Source organism: Methanosarcina mangrovi, assembly GCF_052057765.1.
Taxonomy (GTDB): domain Archaea; phylum Halobacteriota; class Methanosarcinia; order Methanosarcinales; family Methanosarcinaceae; genus Methanosarcina.
The window spans coordinates 4471591-4490773 of sequence record NZ_CP195120.1 but is presented as its reverse complement, the minus strand read 5'-3'; the positions used below and the strand labels follow the sequence as shown (position 1 = coordinate 4490773).

Genomic DNA, 19183 nt, shown 5'->3' with positions numbered 1-19183 from the left:
TTACTCATGGAAGGACCTCAGGGCATCGAGAAAATAAAAACTTCTCTTAACGTAACTTCAAAAGCAATGATGCCCCAGATAAAAATTCTTAAAAAACAGGGACTAGTTCTTCATAAAGATGACACCTATATACTCTCGGATATTGGAAAACTTATTATCGGAAATATGCTCCCTCTCCTGAGCACACTTGAGGTCATCGAAGAGAATAAAGGGTACTGGGCAAGTCGGGAAACAGGTGTAATACCCAGTGAGCTGTTTATGCGGCTCGGAGAACTGCGAGAATGCAGAGTAATCGAGCCCGACCTGAACCATCTATTCGATCTGCCAAGGGAATTTACTGAGAATCTCATAAGATCCAAATGCATAATGAGCTCCATCTCTTACTATCATCCCTTTTATTCATCCCTTTATTCCAAGCTTGCAAAAAGCGAAGTTGAAATGGAAATAGTGTTTACAAAGGAAGTATTCGAGAGACTGAAGGATGACTGCAGGGACGATCTCAACATCCTGCTAAATTCCGAAAAAACTATCGTCAAGATATTTGATGAAAGCTTGCAGCTTCCGACTATTGCTGTTACAGAAAAGTTCATGTATCTCTGCCTTTTCGATAAACAAGAAAAATATGATCATAGGGTAGTGATGAGTTTTGATTTAAGTGCTATTCGCTGGGGTAGAGAACTTTTCATGTATTACAAGAAATTGTCCAGGGAAAAGACCAAAATCTAAGGACTGCTGACTTTTAAGGCAGAAAAAGAGCAAAGCCCCCTCTTTCTGCGCCTTTTTACAATCTGCTGGAGTTAAAGCTATGAGATTCAAACACCTTCCTCTAAAATCAAAGCTTGTTATTTATATCGTGGCGGGGGTTTCTCTTGTTCTGGCCGTTTCTACAGCTGTAATTATAAATACAGTAACTTCTCAGGAAGAAAAGCTGGCTTACCAGAAATCAACCGAGATGGCAAGCAATTATGCAAACCAATTTGATTCCGACATGATGTCAAATAGGGCAATTGCAAAAACCCTTGCCCATACAATGGAGAATTACGAAGCTTCTAACAGGGGTGAAGTAGTTAATATCCTTGAAAATATTCTTAATAAAAACCCGAATCTGGTTGGAGTCTAAGTAGGATATGAGCCGAATGCTTTTGATGGCAGAGATGCGGAATACGTAAATACTTCTGGACATGATTCAACAGGCAGATTCGTTCCTTACTGTAATAAAATTGAAGACCACCTTAGTGTCGAGCCTCTCGTGAACTACAATTCTTCTGTACAATTCTTCTGATTATTACCGGCTGCCTAAAGCAAGAGGAGAAGAAATCTTAACAGAGCCGTACTTTTATGAAGGAGTATTCATGGTGAGCTACGATTCTCCTATTTTCAAGAATGGGGAGTTCGTTGGGATAGGAGGGGTAGATGTACCCCTTAAATATGTTGACGGGGAGGTAAGCAAGGTCAGGACTTTTGAAACCGGATATGCTTTCATGGTAAGCAATAGCGGAGTTCTTCTCTCTCACCCTAAACGCAAGGACTGGATCGGAAATAAGAGCTTATATGATTTTAATTCGGAAGAAATTACAAACGCTGCAAATAATATAAAAAAAGGAATAGGGGGATATATTGAGGTGAAGGATTCTACAACAGGCAAAACTGTTGTAATGTTCTACGAGCCTATACAAACCGGAAATTTTGCATTTATCCTCGTAATTCCTAAAGAAGAAATGCTTTCAGGAGTTATTGATCTTCGGAACCGACTTTTTGTTATCTCTGCGATTTCGATCCTATTCATGGCTGGTCTTGCTTGTTTAATTGCACGTTCCATCACAAGGCCGATAGATGAAATTGTTGAAGATTTCAAGAGTATTGCCCGGGATGCAGTTAAAGGAAAACTTGATGTCAGGGCAGACACGGATGTGGAAATTGATTTCAGAGAAATACCTATGGGTCTGAATGAAATCCTTAAAGCTGGAATTGTTCCTATAAGGGAGACTATGAGAGTAACCAACGTCTTTGCAGAAGGAAAGTTAACAGAAAGAATCAAAGTGGATATGCAAGGGGAGTTTAAGGAGCTTGGAGATACACTTGACAGTTTCTCCGAAACCTTAAACCTGATTATTGACGATTCAAGCACAGTTCTTACTGCATTTCAACATAATGATTTTAAGCGGCAAAAACAGGAGAAATCAATCTTCAGGGAATTATTTTAGACATAACTGAGCATAAAAAAGCTGAAGAGAAGCTACTGCAGATGGAAGAAATCCGCAAAAAAGAAATCCATCATCGTATAAAGAATAATTTACAAGTAATCTCCACTCTTCTGTACCTTGAATCTGGGAATTTTACGGATGAAAATGTAATCACAGCTTTTAGAGAAAGTCAGTACAGAGTCAAGTCAATGACTCTTGTGCACGAAAAGCTTTACCAGTCAGAGGACATGGTAAGTGTAGACTTTGCAGATTATATTCAGAATCTTGCTGATTATCTTTTGCAATCATATTCTATGGGTCATGGAGAAGTTAGTTTGAAACTGGATGTTGAAAAAATTTTCCTGGGAATGGATACTGCTGTTCCTCTTGGAATTATCATCAATGAACTGATTTCCAATTCCCTGAAACATGCCTTTACTAAAGAAGAGGAAGGCCAAATTTATATCAAGTTGCAAAGCAGTGAAGAATATCCTGCTCGGTAGGAAGAAAGATCAAGAAATTTTGATAATAAAATGATCGGAAACGAGAGTGCTAGGACTATCGGATTTGAAGAAATGACAGGGAATAAAAAAGAGAAGTTAATTCTTACTGTAAGAGATAATGGAATAGGGTTCCCGGATAAACTGGACTTCCGGAATACGACTTCTCTGGGACTTCAGCTTGTGATCACTCTTGTGGACCAGATTGAAGGAGATATCGAACTCGACACTAAAGCGGGAACAGAATTTAAAATCAGCTTTTTCAGAAGCTGAAGTATAAATAGTGTAATAAATGGCCGAAAGAAGAATTCTGATTGTAGAATATGAACATACCGTTGCAATAGGAATCAAAAGAATGTTAAAGGGCTTGAGGTATACGGTTACTGGCATAGCCTCTTCTGGGGAGGAGGCTAATAAGCAAGGCAGAAAGTACTTTTTATGTTGTGCTTATGGATATCATGTTGAAGGGTGATATTGATGGCGTAGAAGCTGCTAAAGAAATCAAAGCAAAGTTTGAGATCCCGGTAATTTATTTAACTGCTTATTCCGAGAGCAAAAATACGGCTCTGGCATTCTATAACCCTTTCCGTATCAGGCAGCAGTCTTTTTGTCAAATGGAATAACCCTTCCGGCAACTAAGCTTGTTTTGCCATTCGTGGAAGTAATCCGTATTAAGAAATGGGTTCATTTGCAGTTTTAAAGAAATATGTCTGCATATCCTGGTTTTCGATATGAGTAATACTCATTAGCCTCTGTTCTGAAATCCCGTTTTGTATCCCCGTCTTTTTTACACAATGAATTCCTGTACACGTTCACCTATTCATGAAAAAATTTCCTTCATAATTCGTAATATTTCTGTAATTTTTGTGCCTGAAATCTTCCAAAAAAAGTTAGCCAGCGAAAAGCTCGCTGGTCTGTTATTTATTTAACTTGACTTCAGGACTAACTTTCGACTTAGAATACAAGTCCGAGGTCTTCGAGCTTCTTCCTTGCTCCGTCATAGACCTGCATGTACTCGTCAGTCGGGGTTACTGTCTTTACGTCGTAGCACTCCTGGAAGGTCTTTCCAGCCGGTGCGCTTGCATAATTCTTCTCGTAGAGGGCTACGAGTTTGTCGAGGATTTTGTTAATCTCTGTGATTTCGACACCTGCAGTCGCCCTTGCTACTTCTCCCATCATCCTGGCTTCCATACCCGTGGTCTTGTCGGTTACGACACCCTTTGCGGATGCAACACCCGAGAGGATTTCTCTTCCTGATGCTGTGTCAGTGATGGACTGGGCTGAAGCCTCGAGGAGGCACATCTCGGTACAGGGCCCTGCACATGGGTAGTACTGGTTTCCTGAAAGCATATCCGTGAACTCGGAAATTGTTGCACATGCCCAGCCTGCAATTGTAAGGGTCTCCCTGGTGTTGGTTGAGCCCCAGCGGATGTGGACCGGCCCGTCCAGGTGCCAGCTTGCACTGCTCATGACAAAGGCGTTGATGTGGGTTGCAACGTCGACAATTGTGGTTTCTTCGATACCGCCTGCATATCCTCCGAAGATCGGCATCTGTTCGTCCATGATGATGTCGCTGTTCCCTTTGTAGTGGGCAATAACGGCAATCGCGTCCAGGTCAATTTTAAGTTCGTTGAGCTGGGAGACTTCGTGACTGTCTGAGGAGATCTGGCCGCCAACGCAGTCAGATGAGATATTTCCCTGAGCGGACAGGGAAGTCTCCGGGCCCTATATGCCCATTCCTGGGCGGCCTGCCATTGCACATGCCTGTTTTATAAGGCGTGTTTCGGTCTTTGCGGCAAGGACCTCATACGGGCTTTTTGGGACCGGAGGTTTTCCGCGGACTGAGGTCATGACCCCGTCTACAATGGTGTCTACTTCCTTTTCAAGAGCGTAGCTCATGTGGACTGGCATGAAAACCTCTTCGGAAATCGGAGAGCCTGTAGGACCGCCCTGTACGATTGGCTTCCTCTTGTCCCCTACGCTTCTCTTCCGAACGTTTACTGCATCCCTGCCGGTTCCGAGGGTGAACTCCTTCTGGACGTTATTGATTGCGTCCCAGATCTCGTCTTCGGTGTATTTCACGATCCTATGGGTGTCGGTACAGTAGATACCGCACTCGAGGAGCATCTCGAACCCTGCCTTGAAGAGTTTTTCCATCATGTCCTTGTCTGTCGGGACGAATTCTCCCTTGAAGTCAAGCCCGTACTTCTGCTTGAGCTCCATTGCCTTCATGGGGATTTTCATAAGGTCCCAGTCATCCTGGGTGCACTTTTCTCCTACTTTTGCCCTGTCGTAGAAGTCATAGCAGTCGAATGATTTTCTGAATGTCATGTGCTTTTGCCTCCCAGGATTATTTCATTATGTTAAGTGCAACTTTTGCAGCTTCGGCAGCGTTTTCTGCGGTAGCGTCCGCCCCGATCTCCTCGATCCATTTACCGGATACGGGAGCTCCTCCGAACATGCACTTTACGCTGTCCCTGAGGTTTTCTTCCCTGAGCCTGTCCATAAGGTCTTTCTGGCCGAGCATGGAGGTGGTCATAAGGGCTGAGCCTATAAGGATAACCTTTTGCCCTTTGTGCTTTGCAGCTTCTTCCACAACGGTTTCATTGAGGACATCGGTCCCAAGATCAAGGATTTCAAAGCCGTTTGCTCCGAGCATGGTTGTGACAAGGCGGTGTCCGATATCGTGGATATCCCCTTCTGCCACGAAGGTGATTGCAAGCCCGGTTCCTTCTTCTCCTTCTGTTTTTGTTTTTTCAAGTTCGGGGGTAAGGACCTTCATTGCAGCTTCCATGGCCTTTGCAGACATCATGATCTGAGGTAGGAAGACCTCGGCAGCTTCGAATTTGTCCCCTATAATTTTCATCCCCGGGGAAAGGCCCTTTGTGATAATGTCAAGAGGTGGAATTCCTGCATCCAGGGCTTCCTGGGCTAACTGTGCGCAACCTGCGATGTTTTGAGTTACAATCGCGTTGGTCAATTTATCAAAAATCTCTTGGTTTGCCATTTTTTTAAACCTCCATTTCCGTCGAAACTGGCTTTCCTGTGCAGTATCGTTGGGTGTACAATGCGTATGGAATCTCAATAGACAACGGATCGCAAAGATTATTGCTCAAGCACATGCCCAAGCTCCGCTAGGTAAAAAAAGCGTTTGCATGGGGTCCTTACTTATATTGCAAGCCCTGCGACCTTATATTCTGCCATTCGGCGCAAGGGATGTCTTCGTATTATTTCTTAATTGTCTATTTCCGAAATTATTCACGACCATTTTGCCATTTGCCATTTCTTGCCCGGGTTTTCGGGTTTTCCGTGAATAATTCCTTTTCTCCTGACATTGCTACCGGGAATTTTGCTGGAGACTGCAAATTTGTTATTTCCCAGTCGATTAGCACTCATGTCCCAAATTTCCCAACAGTATGCCTGCTGGAACTGCCTGGAATTGTTCTGAATACTCAGATACAGATTCCTGAAATAAAGATGAGAATTATACTATATAAACGAACACTATCTTTCTGTATTATATATTATATTTGAGAATTTTAATCGGTGATTTTTCCGGTTGCAGCACCCAAAATCTGGAGCTCTGCATTCTTTTCTTTCTGAAGTGCTTTAAGTGCGTCCAAGAAAAAGAAAATTATATATATTAGATATCTGCGAATGTCGAGTTTTGTCCTAAAAACTGTATTCGTTGGCTTTAATATTTTTTCGGTAATATATTATTCGAAGGGAAATATTTAAATATTAGTCTTCTTTTTGCGGTATGGTCCGGAACAGGATTGGAGCAAGCTTCCGGAATATTTGAGAGCCGAATACTCAAAATATGATTCTTTTTCAGGCCGATTTAAGAGTAAGCGTAAAACCGACTAAAGGTTAAGTGCAAAAAAGTGAAGCCGGCTCCAGGCCGGCCGTTTAATCCAAAAATTTTTGAGACTTTTAATTTTGGACTCTTAATTTTTAGACCTTAAATTTTGAGACTTCTAATGTTGAAGTAACTTGCTCAGCAGTGCACTGGTCAGTACTTGTAGTTTTTAGCACACTCAACCATTTTCTGGAGATTGGCGCTGGGCGTCATGCTCACAATCCCGCATCCCGGGGAAAGCAGGCCTACTCCGGCATCGAGTACTTTCTTTGAGGCTTCTGCAACATCCTCAGGAGTCCCATTCCAGAGTACGGCAACAGGATCAAGGTTTCCGATAATGATTGCATTTTCAACGTTGCCTGTTGCGGTCTTGATATCCACTCTCTGGTCTACGCTGATTCCGTCTACACCTGTTTTGTCCATAATTGAAAGGCCGTTGGTCGTGTTTCCGCAGATGTGGAGGACAGTGCCGACATCAAGCTCCTTCATAGCATCAACGATCTTTTTCTGGTAGGGAAGGGCGTATTTCTCATAGAATTCCCCGCCGATAAGCTCGTAGCTTGCTGTCGGATCAATGATAGCTATGGTGTCTGCTCCGTTTTCAACCATTGCTTTTGCGTATGCTACGTTGAAATCCGAGCAGAAGTCCAGAAGTGCCGGGACGATCTCCTCGCCTGTGAAAAGGTTTCCGAACCAGGCGTCTCCGTTAATGTGCTGGGCAAGGGAGAAGGGGCCGATCATGGACCCTATAATCGGGAGTTCTTTTCCGTATTTTTCGGAAAGGATCCTGACAGCTTCAAGAATTAAGCCTATTCTACCTTCTTTCAGGCTGTATCCCTTAAGCTTCTCCATATCTTCCATGTTCTTCACAACGTGTTTGATCACAGACGGCTGCTGCTTCAGGTCGCCAGCCTTTATTCCGCAGCCAAAAAGTTCTGCTTCTGCTGTGATGTCAAAGGGAACTCTAACTGCTTCAAAGCCAATTACAGTGTGTCCTGCTTCCGCAAGTGTTGCCATTTTTTCTGCGTCTGCATGGGCTTCGGGCCAGTAGGCTCCGGATGCTTCCATCTGTTCGACGGTTGCGGTCTGGGTGAAACAGACGGCAGGCATTCTGTCTACTGGCTGTTTCCTCAATGCACGGTATAATCTTTCTTTTGGGGTGTATTCTGTCATCTATAATCCCTCTCTAAGTTCTATAGACAGCCCTAAATTCAAAAACCCATACTATAAATAAATATGTATTATTATTCCTTAATTAAAGCTACTATTATATATACTAATTAATTATAACCGGCGGAAATGGCTGAAAAATTTCTTAAAACAAGTAAACTTGTTTTATTCCTGATTCCCGAGCAGAAAGTTTAAAATATCTGGGGATTTGCGCCTTCGATTGAAGGCATCCAGTTACTTTGAAACAGTGGCAAGCACGGCAATTTCGTGAACAATTTAGCATTCGTAAGTTTAATGGTTTGCAATGAAATAATTTATACAGGAGTTTAGACTTTATTTGGTACTGTATTATCTGATTCTTACATTAATTGTATTTATTCCAGAGGGAAACAAGATGCGGATTTATTCAGGAGAGAAACAGGATGCATGTTTATGTTGTGTACGCTCATCCGAGCAAATCTTCTTTTACTTATGAGGTTTTGCACTCATTTTTAAAAGGTTTGAACGAATCAGGTAACACTTTTGAAATCGGGGATCTTTATGCAATGAATTTTAAATGTGAGTTAGATCTTGACCAGTATACACGTGAAATGAGCAGGACAGCACTGCCTCCGGTTCCCGATGATGTAAAAACGGAACAGGAAAAGATACAAAGGTCCGATGCGGTAGCTTTTGTTTATCCCGTTTGGTGGAGTGACTGCCCAGGCATATTGAAGGGCTGGTTTGATCGAGTCTGGACAATCGGGTACGCTTATTTTTACGATGAAAACGAAGAAAGAAAGTCGTTCATTAAGCCAAAAAAAGCGCTCGTAATGTGTACTGCCGGGCATACGGTTGAATACCTCGAAGAGACCGGAATTGCTCAAAGTATGCGCTGCATCATGCTTAAAGACCGTTTGAATAATGTTGGCTTTACGGATGTGAAAATGGAAATACTGGGCGGTATGGTGAACAAAGATGATCTTGTAAAAAAGTCAAACCTGGAAAAGGCATATAGTTTGGGTGTAGATTTTTTTAGACATTGATTTTTTCGGTCAGCCTGACTCTACCGGTATTTATCATATGGCTTAAAGCAGTAATATGCATACTCGTCTTTTTCTCTTTGCCCTATCGGAGGAGCTTATATGCGCCAATATCCAAGATGGTATTATGATGAATTCAAACAATGTGGAGTAGATTATACAGATATCGAAGAAGTAAATACTTATGATTTACGTATGCAGAACTTGAGAAATATTGAAAATGAGTCTAACCGCATCCGAGAACTCCTGAAAATAAAGAAAAGTGATGTGGTTCTTGAAATAGGGACAGGAACAGGAGAATTGGCCCTTAAGATCTCGGCACACTGCAAACAGGTTATAGCTATCGATGTTTCGAAAATGATGATAAACTTTGCAAGAAGAAAGGCTGAAAGCCAGAATAAAACAAATATACAATTTTATAATGCTGGGTTTCTAACATATGAAAATCATGATGAACTATTTGATGTGATTGTCACTCAACTGGCTTTACACCATCTTCCTGACTATTGGAAAATGATGGCTTTGAGAAGAATTTACGGGATGTTAAAGGAAGAAGGAAAATTCTATTTGCACGATGTTGTATTCCCTTCTTCTATTCAGAATTATGATAGCTATTTCGATAAAATTATAACTGATCTGGAAAAATCTGCCGGGGATAAAATTGCTGAAGAAACGGAAATCCACATAAAAGAAGAATTTTCAACACTGGATTGGGTTATGGAGGGCCTTCTCACAGGTGTGGGATTTTATATCGAATATATTAAATATGACGGATTTATGGCAAGTTACATTTGTAAGAAATAATTTCACGTGAAGAATTGAAGTAGCCAGATACTCAACCAATAATACTAATTTATATAATTCATAAGTTCTATTTTACATAATTCATATCGAATAATATTGCGTCCTCTCTCTGTATTTGAAAATATAAACTCTTTATATCATCCGTTTCCGAAGCAGTCTATGGTGCCGGACTCTTCGGGACGACGTATGCTTCAGGAGGATCTAAAAATGTACGGAATAGCACTTGACCTGGGTACCAGTGGTTTTCGAGCCCAGCTTATTGATCTTGATACGAACGAAACCTTAAAAACAGTCATAACCATGGGGCATCCTCTTCCCGGAGGAAATGTCATGGACCACCTGGATTTTGCAATCATGACAGGGGAAGATGTGGCTCACGGCGTAATTATCGAAACAATCAGGAGGATGTTCCTGAAATTCGATGCCGATCTTTCGAAGGTGGAAAGGCTTGCAGTCTGTGGGAACCCTATTCAGCTTTCTCTTTTTCAGAATATCGAAATAAGGGACCTTGCATACGCCGGAGAAAACAAACAGAAAATGCTCGGGGTCCAGAACGTAAAAAGAGATGCCCGTGTATTTCCGGCTTCCGAACTTTTCGGGGATAAAACCCTCCCTAACTGTGAAATAATCGTGCCTCCCGCAATCAAACACGAGATAGGGGCTGATGCCCTTGCCATGATGCTCGAAACCGATTTCCTTACACAGGTCGAACCTGCGCTCGTGACTGACTATGGGACAAATGCCGAAATGGCTCTCAAGGTCGGGGACAGGATTATAACTGCAAGTGCTGCGGCAGGTCCTGCAATCGAAGGGCAGGGGATCAGTTCCGGTATGCTTGCAAGTCCGGGGGCGATCTGTGATGTAAAGCCCGAAGGTGAATACTGGAAAATTCTGGTGCTTGATAGGGAAATGGAAAAGCAGGAAGCTTACCTGATCGACCCTGTAAGCGGCGAGATAAAAGAATCTAACGGGTATGAGGTTTCAGGCATTACGGGAACAGGGGTAATCTCGGTATTTGCCCTTGCGCTGAAAAGCGGGCTTATTGAAAAGCCTCCCAAACTTCCCAACGGAAAACTGATTTTAGGCCCCGGAATCGAGATTACTGAAAAAGACGTCGAAGAAGCCGGAAAAGCCATAGGGGCAATCCGGGCTGCTCACATGACCCTCATAGTGGAATCCGGAATCAAGTACGAAGACCTTGAGTATGCGTACATGTCAGGGGCTTCCGGAGCTTATGTAGATGCCGAAGACGCCCGCAGGCTCGGAGCAGTCCCGGGTTATGCCAGAAAAGTCGTACAGTTCGGAAACACCTCCCTTGCCCTTGCACGGGAACTTGTACTGGACAAATCAAGGCTGGACGACGTTATCGAAGTTGCAAAAAAGATCACTGCCGACCACCTCATGATGGCAACCAGCAATACTTTCAACAACTTTTACCTCTGTGAACTCTCCTACTGGACAATGGGCATGCCCCTCGAAATGTACGACCAGATGCTTGAACTCTACGGCCTGCCCAAACTTCCCCTGATCCTCGAGCACGCCGACATAGAAAAGAGGGTAAGTAAGGATATAGAGCAGGTCGGAACCGGCGGGCTTGCCATCCTCAAAGAAATAGGCATAATCCTTGAAGTCCCTGTAGAAAAATGTGTATGCTGCCAGACCTGCGTAAATGAATGTCCCGAAGATGCTCTTGAAATCACCGAAACCGACGGCAAAAGGATCGCAAAATATGACAGTCAGAAATGCCTCGGGACAAGCTGCCGGCGCTGTGTCAGCGTTTGCCCCGAAAATGCAATTGACATTACAAAACTCAAAATAAAGGAAAAATAAAGATTCTTGGGATTCATTCCCTCTCTTTTCCTTTACTTATTCTTCACTCCTTCCACTTTGAGCAGGGCACATTTCAGCGTCACAAATCAGTCCGCTTGAGCGAAGCATGGCAAGCGAAAAGGCTCCGTGCTCCTGAGGCGGAGTTCGGGCTGTAGAACCACACCCCCCTTGTTGGCGCACAATTCGGGAGGTGTTAACTTGCTAGCTCTGCCAGCCCAGAAGGCTCACAGGACAGAATATAGCATAGATGCCGTCCCTATCCCGAGAGGTTCCATTACAAGTTCCACTCCGTACTTCTCCTGGAGTTCCCTGGAAATTGCGCAGGGAATTCCGGGGGTGGAAATTACGCAGTTTTCCGAAATCACGGATTCTGGAATCGTGTCAGCACAGGGAGTTGCCTCGAAAATAATGGAGAATTTCCTGGGGTTTTCGGGGTCATAAGGAGTAATCCCGAGGCTGGAAACTGTTTTCTCCAGAAGGTCTTTGTCAGCATCATAGCCATAGACCCTGAAACCCTTATGTACTAGGTGTGCTGCTCCCGGAAAGCCCACTCTCCCCAGGCCAACGGCAAGCACGTCCTTAGAATCGGCTTTCAGGTATCTGGAGGCGATTTCCGCATAAATTATTCCTGTGCAGGGCTGGTTGTTGGCTATTTTTCCGTTCTTGAGGTTATGGGCAAGGAAGGTGTTGTCATCCGCCATAAGGATAATTCGGGCTCCGTTTCTTACTGCCTCATAGTACCCGCTCACATCAGGCATCTTCGTAACAAAACTGTCAAATCCGAAATATTCGGTAATTGCGTGCAGGGATTCCGAGAAATTTCCTATGATCCCATTTCCCGAGGTCACAGGTACGATACCTACCTTTTCACAGCATGGGGTAGTGCCGTAGAAGTCTTTGCAGACTCCTTTTATGTCAAACCCTGTAACTCTCCGGACAGCAGAATCAGCTTCCTGAAGCTGTCTGTTAATGTTTTCCAGGTCTTCTGGGGTCAAAAGTGCCATTTTTTATCTCCTTCTTCTGTTTTAAACAAATTCTTACTTCGAGCAAATTTTTATTCTTATCCGATTTTTGCCATTTTACACAGCCGCTCCGAAGCGGTCTTTCAGGATCAAGAGCCCTGTTCTCTTTTTATTCTCGGCTTCTTCCCTATCTTTGCCCCAGAAGACCAGGGTGAACACAGGGTCCTCTCCTCTGCACAGGAAAATCTCAATCCCGGGCTCTTCATAATATTTGCCGTAATCGTTTCCCATGGAAAGTACCTGCTCTCCCACAGGGATGAGAGCACCGTTTTCTGCAAGCATGAGGTGTTCGTAAATGCAGTACCTGTCTTCAGGAAGGGTCCTGGCCTCTCCAACACCTTCTCCGAAGGCACGGAACAGGAGTTCTATGAGGTTAACTCCCGAAGAATAGTAAACTGCAGTTGGGGTCTGGCTCGGGAAACGGGCATCGATTTCGATTACTTTCAATCCCTGCGGGCCGGAGATTGCTTCCACGTCCATGATCCCTTTTAAGGGCAGGTTTGCTGCAAGGGAATAGGATATCTCCCTGAAGAAAGGGTCAGAAGGAAGAGGGGTTACCATGTGGCAGTCGTAGGTTCCGTCAATGTGCACAAGGGTTTCTTTTACCACGGCAAAGTGGGTCCCGTCTCCGATTACTTCAAGGGAAACCACTTCCCCTTCCACATATTCTTCTACCAGCATGCCCGGCTCAAGTGCTCCAAGCTCCTCTTCGTCATAAATTATCCTTGCTCCCACACTGCTGCTTTCACAGGGGGGTTTTACAAAATAAGGCGGTCTGGTCGGTCTGTCCTGTGGGGTCGGGACTCCTATGGATGCAAAGTATTCTTTTGATTTTTTCTTGTCCCTGCTGGTCCGGTAAGCCTCGAAATCAAAGAGGACCTGGCAGGAGAATTTCTCTTTTACGGAACTCAGGAACTCTATACATTCAAGGTTCTCATTTACCGGGAGTATGGCATCAACACTTTTTGAGATCTCAAGAAGTTTTTCCGGCTCTTTTATTACATCAAAACAGTGGAATTCATCGGCATAGTTCCTTATAAGGGCCTGCGGGTTTTTATCTATCACAATTACTTTCATTCCGGCTTTCTTAGATAGGTAAGCCGCTTCGAAGCCCTGGAGTTTCCCGCCTATAAGACATATGGTTTTCAAGCTAGCACCCCAGGACAGACTCAAACTCTGCCTGCGGCGCAGGTTCCATTCCCATACTTTCAAGCCGTTTGATTACGCTTTTTATATCACGGTCCCGCTCTTCAAGGTCGCGGTCATAGTTGGCAACGCCTTCTAACTTTGAATCCGAGGGGAGGATGGAGGTGACAATGTTTGCGCCTGCATTTAAGCGGTGAACCATGCCGTCGATCCCTTCAAGGTCAAGGGATGCCGGGATCAGGCATTTCGGAAACATTAGTCTGAGAATTGCAATTATTTTCAGTTCCGAAAGGTTTGAGTTCCCTTTGAAACCTTCAAGCGGGGTTCCTTCCTGGGGCAGGAATGTCATAACCCGGACCATATCAGGGTCGTTTGCTTTCATTCCTCTCAAGGACTTGATTGTTGACTCAACATCGTTTCCGACGCCCGTGAGAATCCCGTCTTCCACACGGTACCCCTGCTCTTTTGCAAAGCGGCGTGCGTTATATCTTCCTTCGAAAGACTGCCCTACCCTGAGTTTTTCGTAAAGTTCCTGGTCATAGGTTTCCTGGTACAGGGCGAAGAAATTTGCTCCCTTTTCCCTGGCTTTGAGAAGGGTTGAGTTGTCCATCACTCCCGGGGAAATCATAATGGGAAGCCCGAGTTCATCCTTTACTGTCTGGACAAGTTCAACGAAACGGTCCGGCTCCTCATAGTAGTATGGGTCCTCCCCCATGGTCAGGTCAATCATGTGAAAACCTGCTCCTTTTAAGGCTTTGCAGGTCTCTTTGATTTCCTCTCTGGTCAGGCGGTAGCGGTTGATTTCGTTTTTGCAGTTATAGTAACAAAAAGCGCACTGGTTCTTACAGTATGTGGAGAAATAGATAAAGCAGTTAAGAAAAACCCTGTTCCCGAAATAGTAGTTTCTGACCTTTCGGGCTACATGGTACAGCTTTTCCAGCTCTTCTTCGGATTCAAGGGAGAGAAGCGCCCTCAGGTCGTCATCAGACAATTGAAAGCCTTCAATAATTTTCTCTCCGAACCTGTCAAGGTCCTCGGTTGCCATTTTTTGGATCAAAATTTCACCCTCTCATAGTTTTACAGTTTTTTTCCATCCTTGCAACTTCCTTTCAGATTTCTTTCAGGTCAGATCTTTTCAGACCTGTTTGCCATTCTGAAGTTCCGGTTCGCCATTTTAAGTCCCGGAACTTGTTTTTTTGCCATTTTAAGTTTAGATTGCCGTTTATTGCCACTCTGATATCCCTGTCCAGAGGACTTAGGGCAGTTCACTGTTTTCACTGTTACTCTTCAGGAAATTCCCGGTTTACAGGTTGGTAGAAATCCCGTTATAGTAAGATTCGGACCTTGCAGCCCTTTTGATGTTCTTGAAGTCGTGCATGACCTTCAGCAGGCGTTCGAGCCCGAAACCTGCTCCTATCCAGGGCTTGTTAACTCCCCATTCCCGGTCAAGGGGTATGGGCCCCACTACCGCTGAGGAAAGTTCAAGGTCGCCGTGCATGACATCAAGGGTGTTTCCGTAGACCATGCAGGAATCCCCTATAATCTCGAAGTCGATCCCCAGGTAGTCCAGGAGCTCCGTGATTATGGCTTCAAGGTTCTCCCGCGTGCAGCCCGACCCCATCTGGCAGAAGTTCAGCATGGTAAACTCTTCCAGGTGTTCTTTGCCGTCTGACTCTTTCCTGTAACAGGGTCCTATCTCGAAGATTTTTATCGGGTCAGGCAGGGCTCTGTCAAGCTTGCGCAGGTAGTTGTAGAGGTTCGGGGCAAGCATGGGCCTTAAGCAGAGATTTTTGTCGATTCTAAAGACCTGCTTTGAAAGCTCCGTGTCACTGTTAATGCCCATTCTCTCCACGTATTCCTCAGGGATCAGAATCGGGGACTTGATCTCCAGAAAACCTCTGTCCACAAAGAATTTCGTAATCTCGCGTTCGAGTTTTCCCAGGTAATTTTCCCTTTCTTCTGCATAGATCCGTTGCAGGTCTTTTTTTCTCCGGGAGAGCAGTTCGGACTCAAGCTCTCTGAAAGGCGTTCCGGAATCCAAGGAAATCTCATCCTTCGGGCTTAACAGCCCCTCAAGCCTGTCAAGCTGGCTCTTTGTAAGTGCAGGAGCACTCGCCGGAACAGGAGCAGCCGGAGCTGTAGCAGGTTTTGCCATTCCCTGTGCTGCCGAAGCCGAGCCTGTTGCTGATGCGGAAGCCTGTGCCGGTGCAGAAATAGGGGTCGCGGATGCAGGTTGAGACCCGGAAAGCGGAGCCTGTGCTGGGCTTTCAAGCGGTTTTGGGGCTCTGGCGACGGATTTCGGCATGGCTTTCCTGACTCTGGGAGCAGAAACAACCTTGACTTTCACGGCTGTCTTCTCTTCGCTGGTCTTTGTGAGGAAGTTGTTAATATCCTCGTCCGAAACCCTGCAGTGCCTGCAGGTCTTCCTGTATTTGTGGTGCCTGAGCGCTCTTGCAGTCCTGCTGCTCCGGGAGTTATTTACAACAAGCCTGTCTCCACATGCCATTTCGATATAGATCTTGCTTCTTGAAACTTCATAGTGCTTGATTTTGTGAATCATTCCGGTCCTGGACATCCAGAGCCCGGTTGCAGATATCAGAGTGTCTAGTGGTTTTTTATCCATAGTGTTACCCCTCGGTGAACTAAAACCCGGATAATTTCCAAGAACAGTATTCAGAACCCCGGCTTACAGAACATAAGCGTGGAGCCAGCAATTGCTGACAGCTACCCGGAAAAGAATAGGTAATCCCAGTAAATAGAAATAGTTTATAGGCTCTGGAAAGTGTTTCCTGATTCTATAAAAAATCTCAGTGGAATGTTATGCAAGTGCCATTCCGGGATTCAGAAACATGGCGGAAACCCCGGGAATCTAACCCGGCTGAACGGATTTAGAGTCCATTCGATCTACATGATCAGGTTTCCTCCTCAACAAAATAGAATTAAATTTTATATGTTGTTTTTTCTCTATAGCAATCTTAATTGATAAGATAAAATATTATTCTTTTATATATATGTTTTTTGGTGAAAACCTGGCAAAATTCGAGGTCTTATTTATAGTTTTTGGGAAACGGTTTTCAGTAACCAGGTCCCGATAAAAGACAGAAAATAAAAGAAGTCCGGTAGAAAAATCCGGATGAAAAAAGTGGGTGAAAACCTCGAATGGATTAGGGAAATGGATAAAGAAATATATCAAGTTTTCCTGTTCAGGCTCTTTCGTACATCCCGAGTGTGCTCAGAGCCAGGGCAGTTGCGTTTATATCGTCTTCTTTGTTCCCCCAGGCTCCGTTGTCACGGGCTTTTCCGAGGAGCCAGTCAATGGAGTCTCCCACTTCCTTTTTGAAACCTGCAAGAAGGAGAGCCTGGATCGCCAGATTGCTTGTGGAAATATGTTCCCAGCCTCCTTCCTGTCCTTTTTTTGAGAGGATCCACTCAGCTCTTTCCCTTATAAAATTCTCATAGTCCCTGCTTCCGGTCAGTTTATCCTGCTTTCTGAGGGCTGTGATTACAAGGGAAGTCGTGCCGACCTGTTCCCAGGCAGGCCCGTAGTTTGCGTATAACCATTTGCATCCTTCCCTATCAGAAACTTCCATATCAGCAAGAGCCCCAAGACTATAGGCAGTGTCATAGACGTCTTCATTCCATGAGCTTCCTTTTTTCATCGAAATCAGCCACCTTTCCGGAGCCCTGAATACGATTCCTTCCGCCGAAAGGGCTGAACAGGCTCTTGCCGTATCCCTTATTGAGGAGTTCCAGCAGTCACCCTCTTTTTTACGGATAAGAAGGGGGGTATAGGGATTCGGAAGTCCCCATAGAGCATGAGCCGATACCGTACTTGCAAGTTCTTTTACGGACTGAATTTGCTGGGCAGAGAGCCATTCGAAACCTTTTTTCACAATATCAAATTCCGGGTTGTTTAACATTTAACGGTGCTTTTCAAGCTTCATGTATTAAAAGTTGACTGGCACATCTCCTTTTTTCCTCCGGAAGCTATTTTAGGTCCGGGGTCTGGCATGAATGCGAAATTATATATAGTTTCGCATTATTATGCATAATTATGCGCCCTAGAAAAAGAAGGATAGTGGATTTCGAACATTCGGCAAGGCAGTTCAGACCTTTCGGCTCCGAAAGTGAAATTCCCGAAGAGGTTCTGCTAACTATCGATGAACTCGAGGCCATGAGGCTCAGCTTTCTGGAAAATCTTTCTCAGGGCGAAGCTGCACTTCGTATGGAGATCCACCAGTCCACCTTTCAGAGGGCCCTGAAAAAAGCACTTGAAAAAGTAACCGAAGCGCTTGTTCATGGAAAAGCAATACGAATTGAAGGAGGAGATTACAGGATGCCAGGTGAAGACGGGACAGGTCCTGCTGGCCAGAGCCCGGTTGGTGGTGGAAGAAGCCGTGGACAGGGCAGGGGTCGGGGTAAACGGTTCGGCGGACCTGATGGATACTGTGTATGTCCCGCCTGCGGGCATGAAATCCCCCATACGCCGGGAGTCGCCTGTAGCCAGGTAAAATGCGAAAAATGCGGAAGCTCAATGGTCAGGAAGTAAGTTAAAAAGAGGGTCGAAAAAGAGTTGAAGGAAGGTTCAACCAGTGCTCCTTTGCTGCTCCATCTCAATTTGTCTTCTCTGAACTGTTTAAAGCTTCTTCCCTCTCACCCGAACTTTGAATGTAAATTAATAGTATATTGATAGTACAATGAAAGGAGTTGGAAACAATGCCACATGGAGATAGAACGGGTCCGATGGGCCAGAGATCAAAGACAGGAAAAGCTATGGGTTACTGCTCGGGCAGTGACGGTCCGGGTCATACGACAGGCGCTCCTGCGGGAGCTGGCCGTAAGTCCGGGTGCGGTATGAGCCGAGATGCAGTCTGTGGAGCAGCTCGGAGTTTCGGATGCAGGCGAATTCCCGGCTCCAGAAGAAGTGGAAAGTTTGCTGCCCGGGATGAGTACTCTGGATATTACTACCCTGCACCTTCTCAGGCAAGGGCAGAATCGGATATAGATTTCCTTGAGGACCGAATAAAAGCTCTGAAACAGGAGTTTGATAGATTAACGGAAAATTTGAAGAACCTCCAGTCTCAGGAAAACGATAAAAAGGAATGAATTAATAGACAAATTCAAAAATGAGTTCATTAACTGGATGGTTCATTGATGGACTCCAAATTTATTCATAAACGAGTTTAAAAAAATGAATTTTGAACTGGGAAATGGAGGGATTCCTGGTGGATTTCCCGGTAGATTCCCCCGGTCTCTTATAGACTGGCAGGTTAACTGTAAAAGCAGCCTGATGTTCACCAATCTACTTTTCAGAGGGCGCTCAGAAGAGTACTTGAAAAAGTGATTGAAGCCTCCTCTGTACATAGAAAAGCAGTAAATATCGAAGGAGGAGATTACAGAATGCCAGGTGGAGACGGCAGCGGTCCTAAAGGTAGAGGCCCAGGTGTGGGCATAAGCCGGGAAGGTAGAGGGCAGTGCAGGAGCGGGGGAGGAACCGGCGGCCCGGAAGGGACATGCATATGCCCTGAATGCGGACACGAGGTGCCTCACAGGCCGGGAGTGCCCTGCATTGAGATAAAATGTGAAGAGTGCGGGACTCCTATGGTCAGGAAGTGACCGCTTACACGACAAAAAGAAGAGCCCATAT

At 44.8% G+C, this 19183-nt stretch carries 20 protein-coding genes and 1 pseudogene; 12 read left to right on the top strand and 9 right to left on the bottom strand.

All coding sequences use genetic code 11. From position 1 onward, the window contains the following. Nucleotides 1–6 precede the first annotated feature (6 nt). The 6 genes from ACSAZL_RS19835 to ACSAZL_RS19810 all read left to right on the top strand — a co-directional run bounded on the left by ACSAZL_RS19835 (nt 7) and on the right by ACSAZL_RS19810 (nt 3155). Complete coding sequence (locus ACSAZL_RS19835; protein ID WP_440946291.1) at nt 7–726, top strand: helix-turn-helix transcriptional regulator; 720 nt, start codon at nt 7–9, stop codon at nt 724–726. A 79-nt stretch (nt 727–805) separates the two neighbouring features. Further along, nucleotides 806–1120: a hypothetical protein gene (locus ACSAZL_RS19830; RefSeq protein WP_440946290.1), complete on the top strand. Its 315-nt coding sequence runs from the start codon at nt 806–808 to the stop codon at nt 1118–1120. Nucleotides 1121–1259: 139 nt separating this feature from the next. Beyond that, nucleotides 1260–2204 (top strand): cache domain-containing protein, encoded by a 945-nt coding sequence (locus ACSAZL_RS19825; RefSeq protein ID WP_440948911.1) that lies wholly within the window; start codon nt 1260–1262, stop codon nt 2202–2204. A 41-nt stretch (nt 2205–2245) separates the two neighbouring features. Beyond that, complete coding sequence (locus ACSAZL_RS19820) at nt 2246–2686, top strand: sensor histidine kinase (protein WP_440946289.1); 441 nt, start codon at nt 2246–2248, stop codon at nt 2684–2686. A gap of 30 nt (nt 2687–2716) precedes the next feature. Further along, on the top strand, nt 2717–2956 hold the full coding sequence (locus ACSAZL_RS19815) for an ATP-binding protein (RefSeq protein ID WP_440946288.1): 240 nt from the start codon (nt 2717–2719) through the stop codon (nt 2954–2956). A 19-nt stretch (nt 2957–2975) separates the two neighbouring features. Further along, complete coding sequence (locus tag ACSAZL_RS19810; protein WP_440946287.1) at nt 2976–3155, top strand: hypothetical protein; 180 nt, start codon at nt 2976–2978, stop codon at nt 3153–3155. A gap of 482 nt (nt 3156–3637) precedes the next feature. Here the strand turns inward: ACSAZL_RS19810 and ACSAZL_RS19805 are convergent. The 4 genes and pseudogenes from ACSAZL_RS19805 to mtbA form a co-directional block, all read right to left on the bottom strand. Beyond that, a pseudogene (locus tag ACSAZL_RS19805) lies at nt 3638–5014 on the bottom strand (monomethylamine:corrinoid methyltransferase). 19 nt (nt 5015–5033) lie between these two features. After that, the gene (locus ACSAZL_RS19800) at nt 5034–5690 is read right to left on the bottom strand and encodes a methyltransferase cognate corrinoid protein (protein WP_440946286.1); all 657 of its coding nucleotides are present in this window, start codon (nt 5688–5690) and stop codon (nt 5034–5036) included. 251 nt (nt 5691–5941) lie between these two features. Beyond that, nucleotides 5942–6079: a hypothetical protein gene (locus tag ACSAZL_RS19795; protein WP_440946285.1), complete on the bottom strand. Its 138-nt coding sequence runs from the start codon at nt 6077–6079 to the stop codon at nt 5942–5944. 616 nt (nt 6080–6695) lie between these two features. After that, complete coding sequence (gene mtbA, locus ACSAZL_RS19790) at nt 6696–7715, bottom strand: methylcobamide:CoM methyltransferase MtbA (RefSeq protein ID WP_440946284.1); 1020 nt, start codon at nt 7713–7715, stop codon at nt 6696–6698. Nucleotides 7716–8134: 419 nt separating this feature from the next. Here mtbA and ACSAZL_RS19785 point away from each other — a divergent pair, with 419 nt between their 5' ends. From ACSAZL_RS19785 to ACSAZL_RS19775, 3 genes are all read left to right on the top strand, one after another. Continuing rightward, nucleotides 8135–8737 carry an NAD(P)H-dependent oxidoreductase gene (locus ACSAZL_RS19785; protein WP_440946283.1) on the top strand — a complete coding sequence of 201 codons (603 nt, stop codon included), beginning with the start codon at nt 8135–8137 and terminating at the stop codon, nt 8735–8737. A 99-nt stretch (nt 8738–8836) separates the two neighbouring features. Next, entirely contained in the window at nt 8837–9538 is a 702-nt protein-coding gene (locus ACSAZL_RS19780; protein ID WP_440946282.1) for a class I SAM-dependent methyltransferase, read from the top strand. Between the two features lie 207 nt (nt 9539–9745). Continuing rightward, complete coding sequence (locus tag ACSAZL_RS19775) at nt 9746–11368, top strand: methylamine methyltransferase corrinoid protein reductive activase (protein WP_440946281.1); 1623 nt, start codon at nt 9746–9748, stop codon at nt 11366–11368. 224 nt (nt 11369–11592) lie between these two features. Here the strand turns inward: ACSAZL_RS19775 and pylD are convergent, their stop codons facing one another. From pylD to ACSAZL_RS19750, 5 genes are all read right to left on the bottom strand, one after another. Next, nucleotides 11593–12372 carry a 3-methylornithyl-N6-L-lysine dehydrogenase PylD gene (pylD, locus tag ACSAZL_RS19770; protein WP_440946280.1) on the bottom strand — a complete coding sequence of 260 codons (780 nt, stop codon included), beginning with the start codon at nt 12370–12372 and terminating at the stop codon, nt 11593–11595. Nucleotides 12373–12447: 75 nt separating this feature from the next. Then, complete coding sequence (gene pylC / locus ACSAZL_RS19765; protein ID WP_440946279.1) at nt 12448–13539, bottom strand: 3-methylornithine--L-lysine ligase PylC; 1092 nt, start codon at nt 13537–13539, stop codon at nt 12448–12450. 1 nt (nt 13540) lies between these two features. Beyond that, nucleotides 13541–14593, bottom strand: coding sequence for a methylornithine synthase PylB (gene pylB, locus ACSAZL_RS19760; RefSeq protein ID WP_440946278.1), 1053 nt, complete (start codon nt 14591–14593; stop codon nt 13541–13543). A 246-nt stretch (nt 14594–14839) separates the two neighbouring features. Beyond that, nucleotides 14840–16159 carry a pyrrolysine--tRNA(Pyl) ligase gene (gene pylS / locus ACSAZL_RS19755; protein WP_440946277.1) on the bottom strand — a complete coding sequence of 440 codons (1320 nt, stop codon included), beginning with the start codon at nt 16157–16159 and terminating at the stop codon, nt 14840–14842. Between the two features lie 580 nt (nt 16160–16739). After that, on the bottom strand, nt 16740–17456 hold the full coding sequence (locus ACSAZL_RS19750; RefSeq protein ID WP_440946276.1) for a hypothetical protein: 717 nt from the start codon (nt 17454–17456) through the stop codon (nt 16740–16742). A 134-nt stretch (nt 17457–17590) separates the two neighbouring features. Between ACSAZL_RS19750 and ACSAZL_RS19745 the strand changes: the two genes are divergently transcribed. The 3 genes from ACSAZL_RS19745 to ACSAZL_RS19735 all read left to right on the top strand — a co-directional run bounded on the left by ACSAZL_RS19745 (nt 17591) and on the right by ACSAZL_RS19735 (nt 19152). Beyond that, nucleotides 17591–18085 (top strand): DUF134 domain-containing protein, encoded by a 495-nt coding sequence (locus tag ACSAZL_RS19745; RefSeq protein WP_440946275.1) that lies wholly within the window; start codon nt 17591–17593, stop codon nt 18083–18085. 167 nt (nt 18086–18252) lie between these two features. Continuing rightward, complete coding sequence (locus ACSAZL_RS19740) at nt 18253–18642, top strand: DUF5320 domain-containing protein (protein ID WP_440946274.1); 390 nt, start codon at nt 18253–18255, stop codon at nt 18640–18642. 294 nt (nt 18643–18936) lie between these two features. Then, entirely contained in the window at nt 18937–19152 is a 216-nt protein-coding gene (locus tag ACSAZL_RS19735) for a hypothetical protein (protein WP_440946273.1), read from the top strand. Nucleotides 19153–19183: the final 31 nt, after the last annotated feature.

Coding starts and splice junctions, on each gene's coding strand:
- ACSAZL_RS19835 (WP_440946291.1), top strand. CDS start 7: ATGGAAGGACCTCAGGGCATCGAGAAAATAAAAACTTCTCTTAACGTA.
- ACSAZL_RS19830 (WP_440946290.1), top strand. CDS start 806: ATGAGATTCAAACACCTTCCTCTAAAATCAAAGCTTGTTATTTATATC.
- ACSAZL_RS19820 (WP_440946289.1), top strand. CDS start 2,246: ATGGAAGAAATCCGCAAAAAAGAAATCCATCATCGTATAAAGAATAAT.
- ACSAZL_RS19815 (WP_440946288.1), top strand. CDS start 2,717: ATGATCGGAAACGAGAGTGCTAGGACTATCGGATTTGAAGAAATGACA.
- ACSAZL_RS19810 (WP_440946287.1), top strand. CDS start 2,976: ATGGCCGAAAGAAGAATTCTGATTGTAGAATATGAACATACCGTTGCA.
- ACSAZL_RS19800 (WP_440946286.1), bottom strand. CDS start 5,690: ATGGCAAACCAAGAGATTTTTGATAAATTGACCAACGCGATTGTAACT.
- ACSAZL_RS19795 (WP_440946285.1), bottom strand. CDS start 6,079: ATGAGTGCTAATCGACTGGGAAATAACAAATTTGCAGTCTCCAGCAAA.
- mtbA (WP_440946284.1), bottom strand. CDS start 7,715: ATGACAGAATACACCCCAAAAGAAAGATTATACCGTGCATTGAGGAAA.
- ACSAZL_RS19785 (WP_440946283.1), top strand. CDS start 8,135: ATGCATGTTTATGTTGTGTACGCTCATCCGAGCAAATCTTCTTTTACT.
- ACSAZL_RS19780 (WP_440946282.1), top strand. CDS start 8,837: ATGCGCCAATATCCAAGATGGTATTATGATGAATTCAAACAATGTGGA.
- ACSAZL_RS19775 (WP_440946281.1), top strand. CDS start 9,746: ATGTACGGAATAGCACTTGACCTGGGTACCAGTGGTTTTCGAGCCCAG.
- pylD (WP_440946280.1), bottom strand. CDS start 12,372: ATGGCACTTTTGACCCCAGAAGACCTGGAAAACATTAACAGACAGCTT.
- pylS (WP_440946277.1), bottom strand. CDS start 16,159: ATGGATAAAAAACCACTAGACACTCTGATATCTGCAACCGGGCTCTGG.
- ACSAZL_RS19750 (WP_440946276.1), bottom strand. CDS start 17,456: ATGTTAAACAACCCGGAATTTGATATTGTGAAAAAAGGTTTCGAATGG.
- ACSAZL_RS19745 (WP_440946275.1), top strand. CDS start 17,591: ATGCGCCCTAGAAAAAGAAGGATAGTGGATTTCGAACATTCGGCAAGG.
- ACSAZL_RS19740 (WP_440946274.1), top strand. CDS start 18,253: ATGCCACATGGAGATAGAACGGGTCCGATGGGCCAGAGATCAAAGACA.
- ACSAZL_RS19735 (WP_440946273.1), top strand. CDS start 18,937: ATGCCAGGTGGAGACGGCAGCGGTCCTAAAGGTAGAGGCCCAGGTGTG.